Source organism: Nitratidesulfovibrio sp. D1, from assembly GCF_051133415.1.
In the GTDB taxonomy this organism is placed as follows: domain Bacteria; phylum Desulfobacterota; class Desulfovibrionia; order Desulfovibrionales; family Desulfovibrionaceae; genus Cupidesulfovibrio.
The window spans coordinates 129,610-144,730 of record NZ_JBPGNZ010000005.1 but is presented as its reverse complement, the minus strand read 5'-3'; the positions used below and the strand labels follow the sequence as shown (position 1 = coordinate 144,730).

The 15,121-nt window shown below is 69.7% G+C and carries 14 protein-coding genes and 3 tRNA genes; 6 read left to right on the top strand and 11 right to left on the bottom strand.

Going from position 1 to position 15,121, the window contains the following annotated elements; genetic code table 11:
• Positions 1-43: 43 nt before the first annotated feature.
• The 5 genes from ACR4XJ_RS11260 to ACR4XJ_RS11240 form a co-directional block, all read right to left on the bottom strand.
• Positions 44-892, bottom strand: a complete 849-nt coding sequence (locus tag ACR4XJ_RS11260) for a substrate-binding periplasmic protein (protein ID WP_434755308.1) — start codon at positions 890-892, stop codon at positions 44-46.
• Positions 893-1,069: 177 nt separating this feature from the next.
• Positions 1,070-1,921, bottom strand: coding sequence for a substrate-binding periplasmic protein (locus ACR4XJ_RS11255; RefSeq protein ID WP_434755307.1), 852 nt, complete (start codon positions 1,919-1,921; stop codon positions 1,070-1,072).
• Positions 1,922-2,176: 255 nt separating this feature from the next.
• A tRNA-Arg gene (locus ACR4XJ_RS11250) sits at positions 2,177-2,253 on the bottom strand.
• An 80-nt stretch (positions 2,254-2,333) separates the two neighbouring features.
• Positions 2,334-2,410 (bottom strand) — tRNA-Arg (locus ACR4XJ_RS11245).
• A gap of 64 nt (positions 2,411-2,474) precedes the next feature.
• Positions 2,475-2,551: transfer RNA gene (locus tag ACR4XJ_RS11240), tRNA-Arg, on the bottom strand.
• 159 nt (positions 2,552-2,710) lie between these two features.
• On the opposite strand from ACR4XJ_RS11240, the gene ACR4XJ_RS11235 reads away from it, so the two are divergent.
• Positions 2,711-3,406, top strand: coding sequence for a phosphoadenosine phosphosulfate reductase family protein (locus ACR4XJ_RS11235; protein WP_434755306.1), 696 nt, complete (start codon positions 2,711-2,713; stop codon positions 3,404-3,406).
• A gap of 109 nt (positions 3,407-3,515) precedes the next feature.
• On the opposite strand, the gene ACR4XJ_RS11230 is transcribed toward ACR4XJ_RS11235, so the two are convergent.
• The gene (locus ACR4XJ_RS11230) at positions 3,516-3,734 is read right to left on the bottom strand and encodes a dual CXXC motif small (seleno)protein (protein WP_434755305.1); all 219 of its coding nucleotides are present in this window, start codon (positions 3,732-3,734) and stop codon (positions 3,516-3,518) included.
• Between the two features lie 220 nt (positions 3,735-3,954).
• On the opposite strand from ACR4XJ_RS11230, the gene ACR4XJ_RS11225 reads away from it, so the two are divergent.
• The 4 genes from ACR4XJ_RS11225 to ACR4XJ_RS11210 all read left to right on the top strand — a co-directional run bounded on the left by ACR4XJ_RS11225 (position 3,955) and on the right by ACR4XJ_RS11210 (position 7,631).
• Positions 3,955-4,467 carry a ferritin gene (locus ACR4XJ_RS11225; protein WP_434755304.1) on the top strand — a complete coding sequence of 171 codons (513 nt, stop codon included), beginning with the start codon at positions 3,955-3,957 and terminating at the stop codon, positions 4,465-4,467.
• Positions 4,468-4,583: 116 nt separating this feature from the next.
• Positions 4,584-6,275 (top strand): 2-oxoacid:acceptor oxidoreductase subunit alpha, encoded by a 1,692-nt coding sequence (locus tag ACR4XJ_RS11220; RefSeq protein WP_434755303.1) that lies wholly within the window; start codon positions 4,584-4,586, stop codon positions 6,273-6,275.
• A gap of 68 nt (positions 6,276-6,343) precedes the next feature.
• Positions 6,344-7,195: a 2-oxoacid:ferredoxin oxidoreductase subunit beta gene (locus ACR4XJ_RS11215; RefSeq protein WP_434755302.1), complete on the top strand. Its 852-nt coding sequence runs from the start codon at positions 6,344-6,346 to the stop codon at positions 7,193-7,195.
• A gap of 88 nt (positions 7,196-7,283) precedes the next feature.
• Positions 7,284-7,631, top strand: coding sequence for a cytoplasmic protein (locus ACR4XJ_RS11210; protein WP_434755301.1), 348 nt, complete (start codon positions 7,284-7,286; stop codon positions 7,629-7,631).
• Between the two features lie 115 nt (positions 7,632-7,746).
• Here ACR4XJ_RS11210 and ACR4XJ_RS11205 read toward each other — a convergent pair whose 3' ends face one another.
• From ACR4XJ_RS11205 to ACR4XJ_RS11185, 5 genes are all read right to left on the bottom strand, one after another.
• Entirely contained in the window at positions 7,747-8,235 is a 489-nt protein-coding gene (locus tag ACR4XJ_RS11205; RefSeq protein WP_434755300.1) for a hypothetical protein, read from the bottom strand.
• Positions 8,236-8,445: 210 nt separating this feature from the next.
• The gene (glpX, locus tag ACR4XJ_RS11200) at positions 8,446-9,429 is read right to left on the bottom strand and encodes a class II fructose-bisphosphatase (protein WP_434755299.1); all 984 of its coding nucleotides are present in this window, start codon (positions 9,427-9,429) and stop codon (positions 8,446-8,448) included.
• Positions 9,430-9,770: 341 nt separating this feature from the next.
• Positions 9,771-10,625: a formyltetrahydrofolate deformylase gene (gene purU / locus ACR4XJ_RS11195; protein WP_434755298.1), complete on the bottom strand. Its 855-nt coding sequence runs from the start codon at positions 10,623-10,625 to the stop codon at positions 9,771-9,773.
• Positions 10,626-10,893: 268 nt separating this feature from the next.
• Positions 10,894-11,298, bottom strand: coding sequence for a hypothetical protein (locus tag ACR4XJ_RS11190; protein ID WP_434755297.1), 405 nt, complete (start codon positions 11,296-11,298; stop codon positions 10,894-10,896).
• Between the two features lie 177 nt (positions 11,299-11,475).
• On the bottom strand, positions 11,476-11,751 hold the full coding sequence (locus ACR4XJ_RS11185) for a hypothetical protein (RefSeq protein WP_434755296.1): 276 nt from the start codon (positions 11,749-11,751) through the stop codon (positions 11,476-11,478).
• A 554-nt stretch (positions 11,752-12,305) separates the two neighbouring features.
• Between ACR4XJ_RS11185 and hrpB the strand changes: the two genes are divergently transcribed.
• Complete coding sequence (gene hrpB, locus ACR4XJ_RS11180) at positions 12,306-15,050, top strand: ATP-dependent helicase HrpB (RefSeq protein WP_434755295.1); 2,745 nt, start codon at positions 12,306-12,308, stop codon at positions 15,048-15,050.
• Positions 15,051-15,121: the final 71 nt, after the last annotated feature.

Genomic DNA, 15,121 nt, shown 5'->3' with positions numbered 1-15,121 from the left:
TTTTCTTCGTCCGGAACCGGGCGCGGGGGAAGGCCGTCCCGGCTCATTCCTTGCGCAGCGACTGCACCAGTTCTCGGTAACGCGGGGTGTTGGACACTTCACGCAGGGCGGCTTCGATGCGTTGGGCGGTGGCGGCGTCCACGCCCCTGGCCACCATCAGGTAGCGCGGTTCGGCCGGGGGAGTGCCCGGCACCGGCCGCAGGGTCAGGGCCGCGCCCAGGTCGGGATGGGCGCGCAGCAGATGGGCGGCCTCTTCATGGCCCATGAAGGTGATGTCGTAGCTGCCGCTGGCGATGTCGCGCAGCATCCGCGCGTTGTCCTCGCGGGTGCGGGCGGGCGAGGTGCCCGTGCGCGCCAGCGCGGAGGCCAGCCAGTCGCCGTACCAGTAGCCGTCGCCCAGCACCACGCGCAGCCCCCCGGCCAGCAGCGAATCCAGGGACCGTGCGGAGGCGGCCAGCCCCGCGTGGGTGCGGCGCACCACGATCACCGGCGGCAGCGGATCGTACAGCGGGCCAAGGAACCGGGCGTACGCCTCCCGTTCCGGCGTGCGGTAGATACCCGGCGCGCACGCGAACGGCGCACCGGCGCTGAATGTGGCGAGGATGCCGGTGAAGGTGCTGCTGACCAGGCGCGGCTTCAGCCCCGCGCGCTCCAGGACGGCCAGGGTCATTTCCACCAGCGGGCCGTCCTGCCTTTCGCGGGTCACCGTGAAGAACGGCGGACGGTGGTAGACGTAGACGGCGATCTCGCGCGGGGCGGATGGCGGGGCGGCCTGCGATGCCGCGTGGCCCGCGCGCGCGGGAACCGCGCAGACGGCCAGCGCGAGCAGCAGGGCGGCAATCAGGCGGCGGGTGGGCCTGAAGGGGAAGGGCCGGGCGTGTTGCAGGGCCATGGCGACCTCCGGCTGGGCGGGACAGGGGTGTCTGATGCAGGGTGACGCCATTACGGCGGACCCTGAATGATTATTACACACGATGCCTGCGGCGCGGGGGCGCGCGCAGGGGGCGGGGTGCCCGGCACCCGATGGAGCGCGGCCGTCCAGGTGGGCATCCGCGCGGGCGGCAACCGGTCAGGGGGCGGCGGTCACGTCGCCCAGCACCTCGGCGATGGCGTCGTCGATGCGGCGCAGGGTAGCCTCGTCCACGCCGCGCCCGCACATCAGGTGCCGGGTCTGGGGCTGGCCCACCAGGATATCCTGCCCGGCCAGGGGCACCAGTTCCAGCGCCTGAAACAGCCGGGGGGACCGGCGCAGCAGTTCCGTGGCTTCTTCCTGCTCCATCAGGGTCATGTCGTAGCGGCCGGATGCCAGCATTTCCAGCAGGGCGGCGTTGTCGGCCGTGCTGCGGTAGACGGGCGCGCGGGACCGGGCCAGGGCATCGTCCAGGGCCGGACCGTACGAAAAGCCGCCGCGCAGCACCATGCGCAGCCCGGTGGCCAGCAGCGCGGCCAACCCCCGCCCACCGCCGGTCCGGTGCGCCGCCTCGACGCGGAGTACGGCCACCGGCGACAGGTTGCGGTAGATGGGCGCGCTGAACCGCGCGAACTGCGCGCGTTCGCGGGTGCGGTACCAGCCGGGGGAGCAGGCGTAGGCATCCGGGTCCTGCTCCAGCCGCACCAGAATGCGCTTGGGCGGCATTTCCGCGACGTGGTAGGGGATGCGCGCGGCGTCCAGCACGCGGCGCACGGCGTCGACGAGAAATCCCCCGGCCTCGCCGTGGGCGAAAGTGTAGTAGGGCGGGCGGTGAAAGGCCAGGATGGCCAGTTCGCGGGGGGCGGCGGAGTCTGCCTGCGCCCCCGCGCCGTCATCCGCGCGCACCTGCACGGGCAGGGCCAGCAGGCACCAGAGCACGGACGCGAGAACAAGCCTCGTGGCCGTGACCGGCGGAAAATGGCGGTGGGTGCGGGGCGGACAGGCGTGCATGGGGCTGCCTTTCCGGGTACGGCACGGGAGGACACGACGCGAAAGGCGACGGCAGGGCCGCCGGAACCGGAAACCGCCGGAAGAAGCCGTACGTTCGGAGTGTGCGTATTGTTAGACGGGCGCGGGATGGTGGTCAAGCCACGAAATGCGCGGGCACGAACCGCACCGGATTGCGTGACCGCAAGGGGCGGCGCGCGGGCGGGCACGGCGGCAATGCAAAAGCCCCCGGAACGGTGTTCCGGGGGCTTGCATGCATGGCGCGCCAGGAAGGATTCGAACCTCCGACCTACAGGTTCGTAGCCTGTTGCTCTATCCAGCTGGGCTACTGGCGCGCAAGGTGCGCTGTTTCGCGGGGCTTGCGCCCCGCCACGGAAGCGGCTGCCGTGTCGCATGGTTCCGGTGCATGCCTGAGTGGCGCGCCAGGAAGGATTCGAACCTCCGACCTACAGGTTCGTAGCCTGTTGCTCTATCCAGCTGGGCTACTGGCGCGTGTCTCCGGAACACTTCCGGACCTGCTGGCGTGGTGACGCCCTGCGAAGCCCGGATTTTTCGCTGGCGCGCCGGGAAGGATTCGAACCTCCGACCTACAGGTTCGTAGCCTGTTGCTCTATCCAACTGAGCTACCGGCGCAGCGAGAGAAGGCATATATGCCCGATGGGGGCGGATCGTCAAGCGGTTTCGTGCATGCCCGGCATGCCTTTTCGGTGGAGGCGGCGGAACGGGCGGTGTTGCCCCGGCACGGGGAAAGGGATAGACCGTGCCTCTCCGGTTTTTCCGGATGGAGGATTCATGAGCCTTGATGCCAAGATTGACGGGGCGCGCCAACTGCTGCGCGAAGTGCTGGACCGGCACGGCCCGCGCCGCGTGGCCGTGGCCTGGACCGGCGGCAAGGATTCCACGCTGGCGCTGACGCTGTGGCGCGGCGTGCTGCGCGACGGCGCGCCCGGCGCGCGCCCGCTGGCCCTGAACCTGGACACGGGGTGCAAGTTTCCGGAAGTGCTGGCCTTTCGCGACCGGCTGGCCGACGAGTGGGGCGTGGAGATGCACATCGCCCGCCCGGATGTCGCCCCCGGCTACCCGGTGGCCGTGGACCGGGCCGCCTGCTGCCGCGACCTGAAGGTGACCCCGCTGCTGCTGGCCCTGCGCCGTCTGGACGTGGCCGTGCTGGTCACCGGCATCCGCCGCGACGAGCACCCCGACCGGGCCGCGCGGCCCGCGCGCGAACCGGTGGCGGAGCCGCCCCACCTGCGCGTGCACCCGGTGCTGGACTTCACCGAGATGGACGTATGGGCCGCCACCATGCAGCTTGGCCTGCCCCATTGCGAACTGTACGGCCGGGGCTACCGCTCGCTGGGCTGCATGCCGTGCACCCTGCCGCCGGAAATGGCGGGGGACGCCGGGCAGGGCGCGGGCGGCGAACGCGCCGGGCGCGCCGCCGACAAGGAGGCCGTGCTGGCCTCGCTGCATGCCCTGGGCTATTTCTGACGACCGGTACGGTCAGGGCCACGCACGCGAAAGGGGACGGAAGCCACGTGGCTTCCGTCCCCTTTCGCGCGTCCGGCCGGACCGGCGGATGGGGGCCGTCCCCGCTTGCCTAGGTCCGGTCGCAGTACACGTTCTCCATGAACGATTCCAGCGCGTCGTCCATCTGGTCCACGTATTCGCCCACGGTGTGGGTGGTGCGGCAGGTGGCGCAGCGCAGGAACACCTCGTGGCAGGTGCGCTCCACGCGCAGCGCGGTGCCGCAGGCGCGGCAGGGAATGGTGGTCTGGGCGGTCCGGGCATGCCCGAAGCCGTAGCTCATGCTGTACATGCGGTCTCCTTGCGGCGCGGCGTGGAAGTGAGGGCGCCATCATGGCCGCGCAGGCGGGGCATACCGCATCGCGCCCGTACGGGCAATCCCTTTCCGCCGCCTTCCCCTTGCGCAAACCCGTCCTTCGTGTACTATGGTAAATACTGCCGGTCATTGCGTGAACCGGTGCCCAACGGCCCGGCGCCCCGGCGGATTCCCGCTCATTTCCAAGGAGACCGCGATGCTTTCCGAACGCATGAACCAGGCCCTGAACGATCAGGTGAAATGGGAAATGTACTCCAGCTACCTGTACCTCTCCATGTCCGCCTACTTCGCGGACATGGGCCTTGCAGGCTTCGCCAACTGGATGCGGGTGCAGGCGCAGGAAGAACTGTTCCACGCCATGAAGTTCTACGACTTCATCAACGAGCGCGGCGGCCGGGTGATCCTGCAACCCGTCGACGCGCCGCCTTCGTCCTGGGACGGCGTGCTGGACGCCTTCCAGAAGACCCTGGAGCACGAGCGGCATGTCACCGCGCGCATCAACGACCTGGTCAACGTGGCCATCGAAGAGCGCGACCACGCCACCAACATCTTCTTGCAATGGTTCGTCACCGAACAGGTGGAGGAAGAGGACAGCGTGAACGACCTGCTGCACAAGCTGCGGCTGGTCAACGGCGAAGGGCAGGGCATGCTGCTGCTGGACAAGGACCTGGCCGCGCGGGTGTTCACCATGCCCGCCGCCACGGCCTAGGCGGAAACCGCATCGGGCGGGGGACCCGCAGGGGCGGCCCCGGCCCGCCCGCGCATGCGCCCCGCGCGCGGCGCTGAACAACGCGAGACGGCATACACAGAGCAAGGAGGTGCGGCGTGAGCCACACGGGCAGAAACATCGTCATCGGCGGCGAGGCCGGGCAGGGTCTGGTGACCATCGGCCAGATGCTGACCAAGGCCCTGATCCGCAGCGGCTACGAGGTCGTGGTGTCGCAGGACTACATGTCCCGCGTGCGCGGCGGCCACAACACCTACAGCATCCGCGTGCACGACGCGCCCATCGCCGCCCCGGCGGACGCCATGGACGTGCTGGTGGCCCTGAACCAGGAGACCGTCAGCCTGCACAAGCACGAACTGGCCGAGGGCGGCATCGTCATCCTGGACGCCGGGCTGGACCCCGAAGGGGCCAGGGCCGTGCCGGTGCCGTTCAAGGACGTGGCCCCGCGCCCCATCTTCGAGAACGTGGCCGCGCTGGGCGTGCTGGGCTCGCTGCTGGGGGTGGACCGGCCCACCATGGAAGGGCTGGTGCGCGAAACCTTCGGCAAGAAGGGCGACGAGGTGGTGGGCCAGAACATGAAGGTGCTGGACGACGCCTGGAAATGGGCGGAAGCCCACCGCGCCAGCTGCGCCGCGTTGCCCGCGCCCAAGGGGGCCAAGGGCCGCATGATGCTGCACGGCAACGAGGCCATCGCCCTTGGTGCGCTGGCGGCGGGCGTGAAGTTCTGCTCGTTCTACCCCATGACCCCGGCCACCTCGGTGGCGCAGGAACTCATCACCAAGGGGCGCAAGCTGGGCGTGGTGGTGGAACAGGCCGAGGACGAGATAGCCGCCATCAACATGGCCCTGGGGGCCACCTATGCCGGGGCCAAGGCGCTGGTGCCCACCTCCGGCGGGGGCTTCGCCCTGATGACCGAAGGCGTCAGCCTTGCGGGCGTCATGGAGGCCCCGGTGGTCATCGTGCTGGCCCAGCGGCCCGGCCCGGCCACCGGCCTGCCCACCCGCACCGAACAGGCCGACCTGAACCTGGCCCTGTACGCGGGCCACGGCGAATTCCCCCGCGCCATACTGGCCCCGGCCACCATCGAGGACTGCTTTCACCTCACCCACGCGGCCTTCGACCTGACCGAGCGCTTCCAGACGCCGGTCTTCGTGCTGACCGACCAGTACCTGTCCGACTCGTACCGCGCGGTGGTTCCCTTCGACCTGGATGCGCTGCCCCCCGTGGCCGAGCCGGACTTCAGCCCCGGCGGCGGGCCGAAGTTCAAGCGCTACAAGCGCTACGAGCTGACCGAAAGCGGCGTTTCGCCCCGCAAGGTGCCCGGCTTCACCGAAACGCTGGTGCTGGCCGACTGCCACGAGCACACCGAGCAGGGCAACATCACCGAGGACGCGGACCTGCGCACCGCCATGAACGACAAGCGGCTGCGCAAGGGCGAAGGGCTGCATAAGCTGGTCATCCCCCCGCGCGTGTCCGGCGACGCCAAGCCCGACCTGATGCTGGTCTGCTGGGGCTCCAGCGAGGGGCCGGTGGCCGAGGCGGCGGAGATGTTGCGCGCCAGGGGCCGCACGGTGGGCGTCATGAGCTTCACCCAGGTCTGGCCGCTGGACCCCGCGCAGTTCCTGCCCGCCCTTCAGGCGGCGAAGGAAGTGGTGTGCGTGGAAGGCAACGCCACGGGCCAGTTCGCCCGCCTGCTGCGGCAGGAGACCGGGTTCGAGGTGTCGCGCACGCTGCTGCGCTATGACGGGCGCATCTTCACGCCTGGGTGGCTGGCGGAGCGCCTCGGCTAGGCAACCCGGCCTTTTTCCCGCTGGCGGCCCGGACAACGGAATTTCACAGGGAATTTCCAGGAGCGATCATGGATATCGAAGTCTACGGCGAATACAAGAAGACCGCGTGGTGCCCCGGCTGTGGCAACCACGACGTGATGAAGGCCGTGCGGCAGGCGCTGGCCGGGCTGGACCTTGCCCCCAACAAGGTGGCGCACGTCTCGGGCATCGGCCAGGCGGCCAAGGCGCCGCACTACATCGACCTCAACGGCTTCAACGGGCTGCACGGGCGCGGCCTGCCCCCGGCGCAGGCCATCAAGCTGTGCAACCCGGAGCTGACCGTCATCGCCCAGAGCGGCGACGGCTGCAACTACGGCGAGGGCGGCAACCACTTCCTGGCGGCCATCCGCCGCAACGTGGACATGACCCTGCTGGTGCACGACAACCAGATCTACGGGCTGACCAAGGGGCAGGCCAGCCCCACCACCCCGGAAGGGCAGATCACCAAGAGCCAGCCCGACGGGGTGCGCAACGCGCCGTTCAACCCCATCGCCGTGGCCGTGGCCATGAAGTGCTCGTTCGTGGCGCGCTCGTTTTCGGGCAACATCCCGCACTTGGTGGAGATGATCCAACTGGCCATCCGTCACAAGGGCTTCGCGCTGGTGGACCTGTTCTCGCCGTGCGTGTCGTTCAACAAGGTCAACACCTTCGGCTGGTACAAGCAGCGCTGCCAGGAACTGCCCGAAGACTACGACCCCACGGACTGGGCAGCCGCCATGCAGGTGGCGCAGGAGTTCGGTGAGCGTATCCCCATCGGGGTCATCTACCGCAACGACAGGCCCACGCTGGACGCCAGCCTGCCGGTGCTGCAAAAGGGGCCGCTGGGCCGCCAGCCCGTGGACAGGGACGGGTTGCGGGCGCTGATGCAGTCCTACACGTAAGCCGGAAACGGCTTCTGGATGAAATGATCGCCGCCGGGCCGGTCGCATGATGGCGGTCGGCCCGGCGGGAACAGCAAGGGAGGATGCCATGCACAAGGTCGTGCTGTATGCCGTTCAGGGCGAGGTGCCGTGTTTCGTGCACGTGCTGCTGAACGCGCTGGACATGCACGCGCGCGGCTGGGACGTGCGCGTGGTGGTGGAAGGGCAGGCCATCAAGGTCGTGCCCGTGGTGGCGGGCACCGGGCATACCATGCGTCCGCTGTTCGAGAAGGCGCGCAACGCCGGGCTGTTCGCCGGGGCGTGCAGGGCCTGCGCGGCCACCCAACGCATGGCCGAGGAAGTGCAGGCCACGGGCCTGGAACTCATCGGCGACATGAGCGGCCACCCGGCCATGGCCGACTGGATCGAGCAGGGCTACGCGGTGATCACCATGTAGCGCCGTGGCATGCAGGCACACGGTGCCGGAACGCGCCCGCGCTCCCGAGGGGAGGGCCGGGCCGAACGCACGACGCGCCCCGCCGGACGAGCTTCCGGCGGGGCGCGTTGCGCCGTTATTCCCCCAGCACGGCGCGCAGCAGCGAGGCCAGTTGGCGGCGCACCAGTTCCGTTTCCGCCGCCGATACCTGCGGCATGTCGGCGGGACGGTTGGCCCCGGCCAGCGCGTCGCCTTCCTCGATGTCGGCCAGCGCCGCAGCCGAGCGGCCCATGATGCAGAAGAACCGTTCCGGCTTCCAGCCCATGCGCTCAAGCTCCGCCGCTGCGGCGGGGGAATACTCGAAGCCGGGCAGGCCGTCCGCGCCCACGGTGGGGTGGGGGGCGTCTCCAGGGCCGGTCGTCCGCGTCACCCAGTCGCGGAAGCGGGGAAAGTCGTCGATGAAGCGGGTCAGTTCGGCGTTGTCGAAGGGGGGCTGGTCGTAGAAACCGGCGGCGTGGGCCTGCGGCGCGGCCAGCAGCACCAGCGCAAGGCAGATGCAGGCCACGGACGCGGCGAGGCCGAGGGCGCGGCGGAGCGGGGCAAAACGGGATGAAGGCGTGGACATGGAAATCCTTTGGTTGCGGTAGGGGGCGGGGAGTACCGGCGGATGCGCCGGGCACGCCCCGGATGCGATCACCTGTCTACAGGCGGGGGCGGTGAAAGGGAAGCCCGGCGCGGGAACGAAACGGCCGGTGCGTCGCCGCACCGGCCGGAGGGATACAAGGAACAGGCTTCCGCATTGCGCCGCCAAAGGGGCTGCGGCGGCCGCTCGCCACTAGTCGTACTTCACCGAACTGATCTTCATCAGGCGGTCCCAGTTGTGGTACGATTCAATGTAGCGGATGGTGCCGGTCTTGCCGCGAATGACCACCGAGTGGGTGATGGCCCCGGAACCGGTGTACTGCACCCCGCGCAGGAAGGTGCCGCCAGAGATGCCCGTGGCGGCGAAGAACACCTCGTCGCTGCGCACCAGCGTATCCACGGTGTGGATTTCGCGCAGGTCAAGGCCCGCGTCGTGCAGGGCTTCCTTTTCGGGGTAGGACTGCGGGTCCAGGCGGGCCAGTATCTGGCCGCCCACGCCCTTGATGGCGCAGGCCGCCAGCACGCCCTCGGGGGTGCCGCCGGTGCCCATCATCACGTCCACCTCGGAGCGGGGATCCACGGCCATCAGCGCTCCGGCCACGTCGCCGTCGGTGTGCAACTGGATGCGCGCGCCCGACTCGCGGATGCGCTGGATGAGCTTTTCGTGGCGCGGCTTGTCCAGCACGAACACCACCAGGTCGTCCACGTCCTTGCCCAGCGCCTTGGCGATCTTCTGGAGGTTTTCCTTCACCGGGGCGTCGATGTCGATGACGTCGCGCGCCGCCGGGGGCACCACCAGCTTCTGCATGTAGAAGCTGGGGCCGGGGTTGTACATGGTGCCCGCGGGGGCCACGCCCACCACGGAAATGGCGTTGGGACGGCCATAGGCCAGCAGCTTGGTGCCTTCCACGGGGTCCACGGCCACGTCGATGGCCGGGCCCCGGCCCGTGCCCACCTTTTCGCCGTTGTGCAGCATGGGGGCGTGGTCTTTCTCGCCTTCGCCGATGATCACGTGGCCGGCCACGTTCAGCGAGTTGAAGGACAGGCGCATGGCGTCCACGGCCGCGCCGTCGCCCGCGTCGTTGTTGCCCTTGCCCAGCCAGCGGGCGGAGGCCAGCGCGGCGGCTTCGGTGACGCGCACGAGATCCAGGGCGAGATTCTTTTGCGGGGCTTCCATCAACGGTCCTCCAGTGGGGTGGTGCTTCATGCTTCGGAAACGCGACGCGCCGCGTGAACCCGTGCGGCGCAAGGCCGTGCGGGGCGCGGGCGCGGGCTGCCTCCGGCGGTCGGAGGGGCGGCCCGGCAGGGCGACGAGGAGTGCGCGCCGTGCGTCCGGTGGGGACTCTAGCGCAGCACCTTGGCGGCTTCAAGACAAAACACGGACCGTTGCGATGCGGCGGGTGCGGATTCCTTTTGGCGGAGCGGGCGAAGGAAGAGGCGGAACCGAAACACGCCCGGAAGCGAAGGCTTCCGGGCGCGGTGCGCACAGGGGGGGGGCGGTATCCGGGAACGGTGTGCTTAGGGGAACACCACGGTCTTGCTGCCGTTCAGCAGCACCCGGTGCTCGATGTGAAAGCGCACGGCCCGCGCCAGGGCCAGGCATTCCACGTCGCGGCCCACGGCCACCAGGTCGTCGGGCATGTGCGAATGGTCCACCCGCGCCACTTCCTGTTCGATGATCGGGCCTTCGTCCAGGTTTTCGGTGACGTAGTGGGCGGTGGCGCCGATCAGCTTCACGCCGCGCGCGAATGCCTGGTGGTAGGGCGAGGCGCCCTTGAAGCTGGGCAGGAAGGAATGGTGGATGTTGATCACCCGGCCCTTGAACCGCGCGCAGAATTCCGGCGACAGGATTTGCATGTACCGGGCCAGCACCACGAGGTCGATGGACTCTTCCTCGATGATCCTGGCGATGCGTTCTTCCTGTTCCGGCTTGTTTTCCTTGGAAATGGGCAGGTAGTGGAACGGGATGCCGTGCATCTCGGCGATGCGCTGGAAGTCCCGGTGGTTGGAGACGATGGCCGGGATGGCGGCGTTCAGCGCGCCCGTCTCGCAGCGGAACAGCAGGTCGTTCAGACAGTGCCCGAAACGCGAGACCAGCACCAGGATGCGCGAGGTGCTGCCCGCGTCGAACAGCTGCCACTGCATGTCGAAGGTGGCGGCCACCCCGGCGAACAGCCGCTCCAGTTCGGGGCGGCCGGGACCCTCGCCGGGCATTTCGAAATGGATGCGCAGGAAGAAGCGCCTGCTTTCGCGGTCGCCGAACTGGGCGCTGTCCAGGATGTTGCAGCGCTGCACGGCGAGAAAGGTGGAAACCGTGGCCACGATGCCGATGCGGTCGGGGCAGGAGATGGTCAGGATGTACGGAGAGGCCATGCGTGGTCCTTGTGCGAGGGGGCCCGGCGCGCGGGCGCGATGCGGTTTGGTCTCCTGCGGCTGCGGTGGCTGGTCATGTGGTGTGATGGGTTGCCTTACGACAGAACCGCGCGCGCTTCAACAGGATTGGGAGCCGGGGGCGTGCACGGGGACGCGCGCAAGGGCTCGCGCAAGGACACGATGGCCCCTGCCCGCGGGGGGCGGGGCTCATCACGGTACGCCGCGCCGGGCGCGGCGGCATGCGGGCGGGGGAAGGAGCGGCGCGGCCCTACAGGCAGGTGCCGATGCCGTCCATGTAGAAGCGGGTGACCTGGGGCAGGCTGGCGCGGTCGCCTTCGCGGCGGCGGGCCCAGCGGCGGCGGAACATGCGCACCGCCTTGCGGAAGCGGGAGGATTCGAAGCCCAGCATGTTCAGGGCCATGAGGGCGTCGTCGATGGTCAGGCGGCCCTTTTCGATGAAGGCGTCCAGTTGGCGGCATACGGCGTAGAAGCACTGCACCCGCCGCCGGGGCGAGAAGAACCCGATGGAGGGCATGCGCGAGCGCAGGGTGTCCACGGCTTCGCGCAGGGCGTCGAAGTCGTCGATGCAGCGGATGGCCTCGTGCATGGGCATGCACGTGCGGTTCAGGAATTCCGCGAATTCATCCAGGGTACTGAAGCGTCGGCGGGGCATGGCGCGCCTCCCGGCCGGTGACGGCCCGCGATGGTGGACGTGGATACGGCATTCTGCGCCATTTGTCCGCAAAGGACAAGCAAATGCCTTCCACCGGGCGCGGGTGACGAAAGGGCGTGCGGCGACGCGGCGCGGGAAGCGGGCGGGGCCGGGCGCGTTGCCCGGCCCCACCCCGGCCTACTGGTTCTGGTATTTCAAGTTCTTGGAAGTCTTGGCGGCCTTGGCGGTTTTGGAGGTCTTGTCCGCCTTGGCGACCTTGGTCTGCTTTTTGGCGGCGGCCTGCTGGGTGTTCTTCTTTTTCACGGCCACCTTCTTGGGGGCCTTCTTCTTCTGCTGCGCCTGCCGGGTTTCGATGGTCTGGGGCTTCTTTACCGTGGCGGCTTCGCCGACGGCGGGCAGGGCCAGAAACGACACGCACAGGGCGGCGAGAAGGGCTTTGGTCAGGGTCTTCATGCTATGCAGCCTCCTGCAAGGGATTGTTTGCGCCTTCTCTGCGCCCATGGCTGTAAAAGTCAATCAGAAAAATTGAATACCGTGCGTTGCGTCGGGGATGTGCGGAAAAAATGGGGAAACATTCCGCAAGTAAGGTTGTCTGACGCGGATGAATGCAGCCGGAATGAAGGTTGGTGCGGTTCAAATTTCTTGCTTGATTTTCAAACTATATGTGTTGAAAGTTGCACATGATGCATGTTGCATATCGCTGTCAACGCAACATCCCGCATGTCTGGCATATGACAACAGTGGTGAGGCTGCACGGTTGCGTTGCGATGTCATGCCTGCACGCAGTTGCGTGCCGGGCGCGCGCGGATGTTTCGGCCCCATGCGGCCCCCATGCGGTGAAGTACGGCGAAGTGCCCGTGGCGTGCTTCCGGATTGCCATCGGCGGCGCTTTTCCATAGCCTGACGCCGCGCGCTTCACATGCCTGCCGTGTGCCGCCTGCCGGAAAGGGCAGCCGGACACGTACTGCCACGGTTCGTTCCTCATCATCCGCAACCATATGGTATCCATGCCCGCATCCTCCCCGCCCATGCCTTCGGGGCATCTCCTCATCGATCTGCTGGCCACTGGCGCGGCATTACCCCATGGACCGGCACTGCCTGTGGATGCCGAACTGCCGCGCCTGCTGCGCGTATTGGCGGACGGTGCGCGCCTGGTATTGCAGGCGCCGCCCGGCGCGGGGAAGACCACTCGCGTGCCGCTGGCCCTGTTGGCGGCCCCGTGGCTGGCCGGGCGCAAGGTGGTGCTGCTGGAGCCCCGCCGCCTTGCCGCGCGGGCGGCTGCCCGGCGCATGGCCGCCACCCTGGGCGAGGTGGTGGGAGAAACCGTGGGGTACCGCATGCGCCTGGATACCCGCGTGGGCCCGCGCACCCGCGTGGAGGTGGTCACCGAGGGCGTGCTGACGCGCATGCTCCAGGCCGACCCGGAACTGGCCGAGGTGGGCTGCGTGATCTTTGACGAATTTCACGAGCGCAGCCTGCACGCCGACCTGGGGCTGGCCCTGTGCCTGGATTGCCAGGAGGGGTTGCGGCCGGACCTGCGGCTGGTGGTCATGTCCGCCACGCTGGATTCCGGCCCCGTGGCCGCGCTGCTGGGCGGCTGCCCGGTCATCGAAAGCGCGGGCCGCGCCTTCCCGGTGGACACCCGCCACCTGCCCCCCGTGCGAGGGTGGCTGCCCTACGACACCAGGCCGCCCGGCGTGCTGGAGGACGCGGTGGCCGATGCCGTGCGCCGCGCGCTGCATGAAGAGGCGGGCAGCCTGCTGGTGTTCCTGCCGGGGGCCGGGGAAATCCGCCGCACGGCGGAGAGGTTGGCGGATCTCTCCGCCACGCCGCACGGCCCCGTGACGGTGCATGCCCTGTACGGCGACCTGGCCCCCGAACAGCAGGACGCGGCCATCGCCCCCGCGCCGCCGGGCACGCGCAAGGTGGTGCTGGCCACGGCCATCGCCGAGACCAGCCTGACCATCGACGGCGTGCGGGTGGTCATCGACGCGGGGCTTGCGCGGGCGCCGCGCTTCGACCCGCGTTCCGGCATGTCGCGGCTGGTCACGGAACGGGTGTCGCTGGCCGGGGCGGACCAGCGCCGGGGCCGCGCCGGACGCACCGGGCCGGGCACGTGCTGGCGGCTGTGGCGCGAGGGCGAGGAGGCCGCGCTGCGCCCCTTTGCCCGGCCGGAGATTCTCGACGCCGACCTTGCCCCGCTGCTGCTGGAACTGGCCCTGTGGGGCGTGCCCGACCCCCTGGCGTTGCGTTGGCTGGACGCGCCGCCGCAGGCCAACCTGGCCCAGGCGCGCGACCTGCTGACCCTGCTGGGCGCGCTGGACGCGGCCGGGCGCATCACGCCGCACGGGAGAAGGGTGGCCACGCTGCCGTTGCACCCGCGTCTGGCGCATATGGTGGTGCGGGCCGGGGAACTGGGCCTTGGCGCCACGGCCTGCTGCGTGGCGGCCCTGCTGGAGGAGCGCGACCCCATGCGTGATGCGGGCGCGGACCTGCGGTTGCGGGTGGCCCTGCTGGCTGGTGACGGCCGGGGCGCGGGCAACGGGCCCATGTTGGCCCGCCTGCGCGAGGCCGCCCGGCAGGTGGCCCGGCTGGCCGGGGTGGACTGGTCCGCAGCCGGGGGCAGGGGGACCGGGACAGGGCGGGAAGCATGCCCGGATGTGCGTCCGGACCCGGAAGCCACCGGCGAAGTGTTGGCCCTGGCCTATCCGGACCGGGTGGCCGAGGGGCGCGGACAGGGGCAGTTCCGCCTTTCCTGCGGGCGCGGGGCGTTTCTGCCGCCGGAAGACCCGCTGGCGCGCGAACCCTTTCTGGCCGTGGGTGACATGGACGGCGAGGCCGCGCGCGGGCGCATCCGCCGTTGCGCGCCCCTGACGCGGGAACACATCGAGGAGGTCTTTGCCGCATCCATCGTCGAAGGGGCCTTCGTGGTCTGGGACGACCGGGCCGAGGCCGTGGCCGCGCGGCGCCAGCGGCGGCTGGGTGCGCTGGTGCTGGACGACGCCCCCCACGACGCGGCCGATCCGGAGGCGGTGACGGCGGCGGTGGTGGCGGGCATCCGGTCCCTGGGGCTGCACTGCCTGCCGTGGACGCCGGAACTGGAACAGTGGCGGGCGCGGGTGGCCTTTCTGCGCGGGCTGGCGTTGGACGAGCCTGAGCCCGACGCGCTCTGGCCCGGCGTGTCCGACGCGGCCTTGCTGGCCGGGCTGGAGCACTGGCTGGCCCCGTATCTGACCGGCATCACCCGGCGTACGCAGTTTCCGCGCATCGACCTCGCGGGCGCGCTGGCGGCCCTGTTGCCGTGGGAACTGGCGCGCCGCCTGGACGCCGAGGCGCCGGAGCACATCGAGGTGCCGTCCGGTTCCCATGTACGGCTGGACTACGCGGCGGATGGCGGCCCGGTGCTGGCCGTGAAGTTGCAGGAAATGTTCGGCGCGCGTGAAACGCCCCGCGTGGGCGGGGGGCGCGTGCCGGTGGTGGTGCACCTGCTGTCGCCCGCCGGGCGTCCGTTGCAGGTCACCCGCGACCTGGCCGGATTCTGGCGCACCGGATATCCTGCGGTGCGGGCGGAGATGCGCGGCCGTTACCCCAAACATCCGTGGCCGGAAGACCCCATGACCGCCCCGCCTACCCGGCTGACCACGCGGCGCATGCAGCAGGCGGCCACGGCGGGCAGAACGCCGGAAAACGGCGACAGCGCCCGCGTGAAGGGCGGTGACAGGGGTGACAGGGGCGGAGGCCGCGCCCGCTGAGCGTTGGTTGCGGACGGGCGCATCCGCTCATGTTTTCTTCCTCCGGCCTGTCTGGCGCGCCCCATTTGCGT